Source organism: Phenylobacterium conjunctum, assembly GCF_042679085.1.
Classification (GTDB): Bacteria; Pseudomonadota; Alphaproteobacteria; order Caulobacterales; family Caulobacteraceae; genus Phenylobacterium; species Phenylobacterium conjunctum.
This window is the reverse complement of the sequence record NZ_JBHTLQ010000096.1, coordinates 1-7,174: the sequence shown is the minus strand read 5'-3', so window position 1 is coordinate 7,174 and position 7,174 is coordinate 1. Positions and strand designations below refer to the sequence as shown.

Sequence of the window (7,174 nt, the reverse complement as noted above, 5' to 3'; positions counted from 1 at the left end):
ATGGCCCTGGCCGCGGCGATCACGGCCGGCGCCCTGGGCCTGCTCGGCTTTTGCCAGCTGACGCTGAGCCTGCCGGCGCCGCCCCCCCACGCCACCGCCCTCGCCCTGGGCGCGCTTGGCCTCGCCACCACCACGGCGGCCTTCGCCGTGGCCCTGGTGGTGCTGCAGCGGCAGGTGGAGCAGGACGCCCTGCGACGCGGGCTGATCGAGGCGCGCCTGCGGGCCGCCCTGGCCGACCAGCCCTATCTGATCCTGTCGATCTGGCCGAACGGCAAGCTGGCCTCGGTCTGGGGGACGCCGCCGCGCGAGCTGCGCGGGCAGATCTTCGTCAACCGCCAGCTGACCCAACTCGCGGCGCTCGCCGACCGTCCGGTGCTGGACGAGGCCCTGCGCCGCGCCATGAGCGAAGGCCGCGCCGAGGTCGGCTTCACCCTGGCCGGGGAGCCGGAGGTCTGGCTGGAGTTGGCCCTGCGCCGGGCCGACACCACGCGGATCATGGGCGTTCTGCGTGACGCCCGCGTCCAGCACGCCCGCGAGGCCGAGCTGATCCACGCCCGCGAGGAGGCCGAGGCCCAGAACGCCGGCAAGTCCCGCTTCCTGGCCAATATGAGCCACGAGCTGCGCACGCCGCTGAACGCTATCATGGGCTTCTCCGACATCATGCGGCAGCGCCTGTTCGGCCCCCTGTCGGACAAGTACGGCGAATACGCCGAGCTGATCCACGAGAGCGGCGGCCACCTGCTGGAGCTGATCAATGACGTCCTGGACGTCTCCAAGATCGAGGCCGAGCGGTTCGAGCTGCACCGGGAAGAGTTCGATGTTCGCGAGGCGGCCAATGCGGTCCTGCGGCTGATGCGGGGCCAGGCCGACCGGGCCGGGGTCAATCTGCGCGGCCTGTTGCCCAAGGACCCGCTGGAGGTCGACGCCGACCGCCGGGCGATCAAGCAGATCGCCCTGAACCTGATCTCCAACGCCTTGAAGTTCACGCCCAAGGGCGGGGCGGTGACCCTGACGGTCCAGGCCGCTGGACCGGTGCTGGAGCTCGTGGTGGCCGACACCGGCGCCGGCATCAGCGCCGAGGACATCCAACGGCTGGGCCGGCCCTATGAACAGGCCGGCGGCAATGACCAGCGCTCGGTGGGCACGGGCCTCGGCCTGTCCCTGGTCCGCTCCTTCGCCGAGCTGCACGGCGGCGAGATGGTCATGGAGAGCCGGCTGGGCGAAGGCACGACGGTGATCGTGCGCATGCCCGTGGTGCTGCCGGCCGAGGTCGAGCGGGCGTGATCTGACCGTCATGGCCGGGCTTGTCCCGGCCATCCATGGACACCGGGCAGGCAGATGGGGCGCGAGCTGCGCCGCTGCGCGTTCTCCTGGACCTCAGGCGCGTATGGGTGGCCGGGACAAGCCCGGCCATGACGTTTTGGGCCTACTTCGCCGCGTATTGCAGGAAGGCGCGGCCGGCGGCGAAGTCGCCGACTTCCACATAGGCGCGGCGGGTGACGTCGCCGGGGAACATGAAGTCCACGGCCACCACCTCACGCGGGTCCAGCTGGGCCATGGCGCGGGCGGCTTCCGGCGGGAATCGGAAGGCCCAGCCGGATTTCATGTCCTTGGGCAGGAGGTCGAGGCCGGCGGTGCTGCGGGCCTCGGCGGCGAAGGTCACCTGGGCGGTCACCGGCGGCAGGCGGCGGGCCAGGGGCGTCGAGGCCAGGGTGGCGCCGCGCTGGTCCAGATAGGGGCCGCTGGTCGCCGCATCGTCGCGCAGCACCAGATTGGCGGCGTAGGGGGCCTCGCCCCTGGGGAACTGGGCCAGGGCCAGGACCACATTGGCGCCCTTGCGGCCGGCCAGGCCGAAGACCATCCGGCTGTCGCCGAACTTCACATTCTGGAACAGACGCCAGCGGGCGGCGACGACGCTCGAGCCACGGTCGGCCTTCCACATGGCGCTGTCGCCCGGATAGTCCATGCGCAGCAGGCGAGCGTAGCCGTCGAAGGCGGCGCGCACCCGGCCCGAGGCCATGGCCAGGTCCGGCGAGGCGCAGGCGACCGAGCCCGCCTTGGCGGCGGCGCGCGACTGCGTGGCCTTGATGGTCATCTTGTCGAAGCCCGCGCGCATGGCGGCGCCTCGCGCCTGGACCTGGGCGGCGACCAAGGCCGAGCCCACGTCATCGGGCAGCAGCCCGCAGCGGGTGTCGGCGGCGACCATCAGGCTGCGTTCGTAGAACAGGTCCAGGCTGCTTGCGGCAGCCGAGATCCCCGGCGCGGCCACGATCAGGCCGCCCAGGATCAATCCCATCCATCGACGCAAGCCGGGCCGCGCGGATGTGCGCGTACTCGTCATGCTCTGTTCTTTTCTCGTATGCTTCGAGAACTTGAGCGTGACCCTAGGCCTCGGGCCTTTCTTATCCGTTAGCGGAGCACCAGACCGTTCCATGATGCTTTCCACCGATATCTGGGTGGCCGCCCTGATCCGCCGCGCCGAGCTGGGCGGGGGCTTTGGCATGGTGGTGAGGAAGGGCGACGCGCGAGCCGGCTCTGTGCTGGTGAAAACCCTGAACCTGGCGGACAAGAGCGTGCGGCTCTACGGCGAGGCGACCCGCGGCGACGGCGAGCGGGTGTGGATGCGGCCGGCCCTGTCGGACCAGGAGGCCGACCTGGACCGCTATATCGAGCGCGCCATCAGAATCGACCCCGACGTCTGGGTGATCGAGATCGAGGACAAGCAGGGCCGCCACTTCCTGACCGAGCCGGTGGAGGAGGGGTGAGGTTCCATCGTCCCAGGGGAGACGGTGAATCCCGCATTCACCGCCTTTGCTCACCGGACTGAAAGCGTCGGGGGCGCATAGGGGCGGGGTCATATTCCCCAGCCCAGGTGTCCGCTTGCTGTTTCTGATGAACGACGTCGTCCTGGATCTTGAGGCCCCGAAGTTCGCGCCGAGCTCGCTCAGCCGGCGGTTCGAGGCCCTGAGCTTCGAGGCGGTGACGCGCATGGGCCAGGAGCTCTATGCCGAAGACCCGCTGCTGCACATCAATCAGCCGGGCCGGGCCAGGCGGCTGGCGGCCCTGATCCGGGCCAAGGCCCCGACCCTGAACGCCGCCCAGTTCGTGGCGACCCGCTTCGGCGGCGCGCCGCACGAGGTGCTGGTCAGCTTCCGGCAGGTCGCCTCCAGCGTGATGGATGAGCTGTTCGAGGCCCAGGACGAGGGCGAACTCGACACCCTGCAAACCGACCGCCAGGTCTGGCGGCGGTTGGCGGCGTAAACAGGCGCCAAAGGGTGTCATCCCGGAAAGCGCGCAGCGCTTGTCCGGGATCCAGACGCACAGGGCTGTCCGGAGAAATCGGTGTCTATGGGTCCCGGTCTTCCCCTGCGGGGAAACCGGGATGACACCTGATGCATTGCTTTCCGGGATGACTAAACCTGAGGCGCGCGCTATCGCCCGCGCATGAGCAATTCTCCCGCCGCCGAGGCCGCGCGCCGGCGCACCTTCGCCATCATCTCGCACCCTGACGCGGGCAAGACGACCCTGACCGAGAACCTGCTGCTGGCGGGCGGCGCGATCCGCGCGGCCGGCGCGGTGCGGGCCCGGGGCGAAAACCGGCGGACGCGGTCGGACTGGATGAAGATCGAGCGCGAGCGGGGCATCTCCGTCTCGGCCAGCGTCATGACCTTCGACCACGAAGGCCTGATGTTCAATCTGCTCGACACCCCGGGCCACGAGGACTTCTCGGAAGACACCTACCGGACGCTCACGGCCGCCGACGCCGCGGTCATGGTGCTGGACGCCGCCAAGGGCATCGAGCCCCAGACCCTGAAGCTGTTCGAGGTCTGCCGCCTGCGCGACATCCCGATCGTCACCTTCATCAACAAGATGGACCGCGAGGCCCAGGACCCCTTCGCCCTGCTGGATGAGATCGCCTCCAAGCTGGCGCTCGACCCCGCGCCGCTGTTCTGGCCGGCCGGGTCGGGCGGGCGGTTCAAGGGCATGCTGGACCTTAGGACCCAGAAGTTCCTGCCCTACGCCAAGAAGGGTTCGGACCAGGAGGAGGGCCATCCCGATCCGGTCGCCTTCGGTGGCAATGCGGTGGTCAGCTACCTGGACCCCGACGAGCAGGCCGAGCTGGAAGAGGCGGCCATGCTGGTGACCGAGGCCGCCAAGCCGTTTGACCCGCAGGCCTTCCTGGAAGGCCACATGACGCCGGTGTTCTTCGGCTCGGCCCTGCGCCATTTCGGCGTCGACGAGCTGCTGGCGGGCCTGGGCGCCTATGCGCCGCCGCCCAAGGCCGTGAAGGCGACCAAGGGCGGGGATGCGACCCACATCGTGCCCGGCGACAACGAGGTCACCGGCTTTGTCTTCAAGGTCCAGGCGAACATGGACCCGAACCACCGGGACCGGATCGCCTTCCTGCGGCTGTGCTCGGGCCGGTTCAATCGCGGCATGAAGCTGAAGGTGCAGAACACCGGCCGCCAGCTGAGCGTGAATGCGCCGATCATGTTCTTCGCCTCGGACCGCGAACTGGCGGAAGAGGCCTTCGCCGGCGACGTGATCGGGATTCCGAACCATGGCGTGCTGCGGGTCGGCGACAGCCTGTCGGAGACCGGGACCCTGCGCTTCGCCGGCCTGCCCAACTTCGCCCCGGAAATCCTGCAGCGGGTGCGGGTCAAGGATCCCCTGAAGGCCAAGCACCTGAAGAAGGCGCTGGAAGGCCTGGCCGAGGAGGGGGTGACCCAGCTGTTCCGCCCGCAGATCGGCTCAGACTTCATCGTCGGCGCCGTGGGCCAGCTGCAGTTCGAGGTCATGGCCGACCGCCTGGCCAACGAATACCAGCTGGAAGTGATCTTCGAGACCAGCCCCTATGCCGAGGCCCGCTGGCTCACCGGCGAGCGCGCTGAGGTCGAGGACTTCGGCAACAAGCACAAGACCGCCATGGCCACCGACATCGACGACCAGCCGGTATTCCTGGCCAAGTCGTCCTGGGAGATCGGCTATGTGGCCGAGCGCTATCCGAAGGTGGGCTTCGAGCGCACCAAGGAACGGGGCTGACCGGCCATGGGCGCAGCCCTGCTCTATGGGGTTCCGGCGCCTGGCCTGGCTGAAACGCCGGCGGGGGCTGTCCAGCTGTCGCCGCTGATCCCCGGCTCCAGCGATCTCGCCGGCTTGGCGGACGCCTCAGCGGATGAGGCCGTGGTGCTGGCGCCGCCCGGGGTGCTGGAACGGGATTTTGTGCTGGCCCATGTGCTGCGGGCGCTGAAGCCGGGCGCGCCCCTGACCGTGTTGGCGCCCAAGGACAAGGGCGGATCGCGGCTGAAGAAGGCTCTGGAGCGGTTCGGCTGCGAGGTCAGCGAGGACGCCCGGCGGCATCACCGGTTCTGCTATGTGACCCCGCCGACGGCGCCCAAGGACCTGGACATCGCCATGGCGGCCGGCGCGCCGCGCCTGTCGCAGTCGCTCGGCCTGTGGACCCAGCCCGGCGTGTTCAGCTGGGACCGGGTCGATCCGGGCACGGCGCGCCTGATGGAGCTGTTGCCGACCCTGTCCGGCAAGGGCGCGGATCTCGGCTGCGGGATCGGGGTGCTGTCTCTGGAGGCGCTGAAGTCGGCCAAGGTCACCGGTCTGACCGCCGTGGACATCGACCGGCGGGCGGTGGATTGCGCCCGTCGCAATCTTGAGGATCCGCGTCTGGAGGTGTTGTGGGCCGATGTCCGGCGCCTCGACGGGAAGCTCTCCGGCCTGGACTTCGTGATCATGAACCCGCCGTTCCATGACGGCGGCGCCGAGGACCGCGCCCTGGGCATGGGCTTCATCCGCGCCGCCGCGGCGATGCTGGCGCCCGGTGGGGTCTGCTGGATGGTGGCCAACCGGCACCTGCCCTACGAGGCCGTGCTGGCTGAGGCCTTCCCGAAGGCTGTGGCCCTGAAGGCCGAAGCCGGGGGCTTCAAGGTCTATGAGGCGCGCAAGTGAGTGGTCGCCCGCCCATGGCTCGGCTGGACCGGCTGCTGGCCAATCTGGGCTATGGCTCGCGCCGCGAGGTCGCCGCGCTGGTCCGAGAGGGCAGGGTGGTGCTGGATGGGGCGCCCCTGAAGGACTCCGGGGCTAAGGTTCCGGTGACCGCCGAGCTGCCGACCCGGCTGACCATCTCCGGCAAGCCGGTGGATCCGCCCGCGCCCCTGACCCTGTTGATGCACAAGCCCCTGGGCGTGGTCTGTTCGCACAAGGAGCCGGGGCGCAGCGTCTATGAACTGTTGCCGCGCCGCTGGCAGGCCCGGATGCCCGGCCTGTCCACCGTCGGGCGGCTGGACAAGGACACCTCGGGCCTGTTGCTGATCACCGATGATGGGCCGTTCCTGCACCGGGTGATCTCACCCCGCGCCCATGTGCAGAAGGCCTATGTGGCCGAGCTTGATCGTCCGCTGAAGGGCGACGAGGCGGCGGTGTTCGCGGCCGGCGACCTGATGCTGGAGGGCGAGACGGATCCGCTGGCCCCGGCGGTGCTGGAGCCCCTGGGCGAGAAGACGGCCCGGCTGATCATCACCGAGGGCCGCTATCATCAGGTGCGGCGCATGTTCGCCGCGGTGGGCAACCACGTGACCGGCCTGCACCGCGAGCGGATCGGCGGGCTGGAACTGCCGGCCGACCTCGAGCCGGGTGGCTGGCGGATCCTCAGCGCCGACGCGCTGGCGGGGATTTTCGGGTAGCTCTGCGCGCTCCCTCTCCCCGAGGGGAGAGGGGACATGCGGCGTCTCCAACTCGCCCCATCCACGAAAATTCGGATTTCGTTAACCATAATCAAGCAGTTAACCACTTGTTAGGAAAGTCGGCTTCGGCTTTGCTGAAATCCACCTGAACCCGACGGCGGCGTCCCGTGTTGAGACGCTTGCGGGGGGATCGGAGTAGGTGGATGTTCGAGTTCGGCCGTGAACTGAAGCGCCTGTTTGGCGCCGAGACCCTCGGGACGACCCGTGACGGGCTGACGGGCGGCGACGCCTCGCTGCTGGAACTCCTCGACCTTGAGATGCTGCGGGCCGAAGCCAAGGCCGCCGATGTCGCCGCCGGGCGGGTGGGGGCCAAGGATCGCGCCCAGCGCCGCCTGGAAGCCGCCATTGTCTGGCGCGAGATCGCCCGGCGCACCGGCGATGCGGTCGCCCTGCGCAAGGCCACCGCCGGCGCCGAGACC

7 protein-coding genes and 1 pseudogene are annotated in these 7,174 nt (G+C 69.5%); 7 read left to right on the top strand and 1 reads right to left on the bottom strand.

Going from position 1 to position 7,174, the window contains the following annotated elements; translation table 11 throughout:
• The coding region (locus ACFQ27_RS20375) for a sensor histidine kinase (protein WP_377354860.1) at positions 1–1,284 on the top strand (1,284 nt) is incomplete at its 5' end.
• Between the two features lie 142 nt (positions 1,285–1,426).
• On the opposite strand, the gene ACFQ27_RS20370 is transcribed toward ACFQ27_RS20375, so the two are convergent.
• Entirely contained in the window at positions 1,427–2,296 is an 870-nt protein-coding gene (locus tag ACFQ27_RS20370) for a hypothetical protein (protein WP_377354859.1), read from the bottom strand.
• 136 nt (positions 2,297–2,432) lie between these two features.
• Here ACFQ27_RS20370 and ACFQ27_RS20365 point away from each other — a divergent pair, with 136 nt between their 5' ends.
• The 6 genes and pseudogenes from ACFQ27_RS20365 to ACFQ27_RS20340 form a co-directional block, all read left to right on the top strand.
• Complete coding sequence (locus ACFQ27_RS20365) at positions 2,433–2,765, top strand: DUF1491 family protein (protein WP_377354858.1); 333 nt, start codon at positions 2,433–2,435, stop codon at positions 2,763–2,765.
• Between the two features lie 127 nt (positions 2,766–2,892).
• Complete coding sequence (locus ACFQ27_RS20360) at positions 2,893–3,261, top strand: hypothetical protein (RefSeq protein ID WP_374347065.1); 369 nt, start codon at positions 2,893–2,895, stop codon at positions 3,259–3,261.
• A gap of 183 nt (positions 3,262–3,444) precedes the next feature.
• Positions 3,445–5,043, top strand: a complete 1,599-nt coding sequence (locus ACFQ27_RS20355; protein WP_377354857.1) for a peptide chain release factor 3 — start codon at positions 3,445–3,447, stop codon at positions 5,041–5,043.
• 6 nt (positions 5,044–5,049) lie between these two features.
• The gene (locus tag ACFQ27_RS20350) at positions 5,050–5,961 is read left to right on the top strand and encodes a class I SAM-dependent methyltransferase (RefSeq protein WP_377354856.1); all 912 of its coding nucleotides are present in this window, start codon (positions 5,050–5,052) and stop codon (positions 5,959–5,961) included.
• Between the two features lie 14 nt (positions 5,962–5,975).
• Positions 5,976–6,695 carry a pseudouridine synthase gene (locus tag ACFQ27_RS20345; RefSeq protein ID WP_377354861.1) on the top strand — a complete coding sequence of 240 codons (720 nt, stop codon included), beginning with the start codon at positions 5,976–5,978 and terminating at the stop codon, positions 6,693–6,695.
• A gap of 203 nt (positions 6,696–6,898) precedes the next feature.
• A pseudogene (locus ACFQ27_RS20340) lies at positions 6,899–7,174 on the top strand (hypothetical protein); the annotation flags it as partial.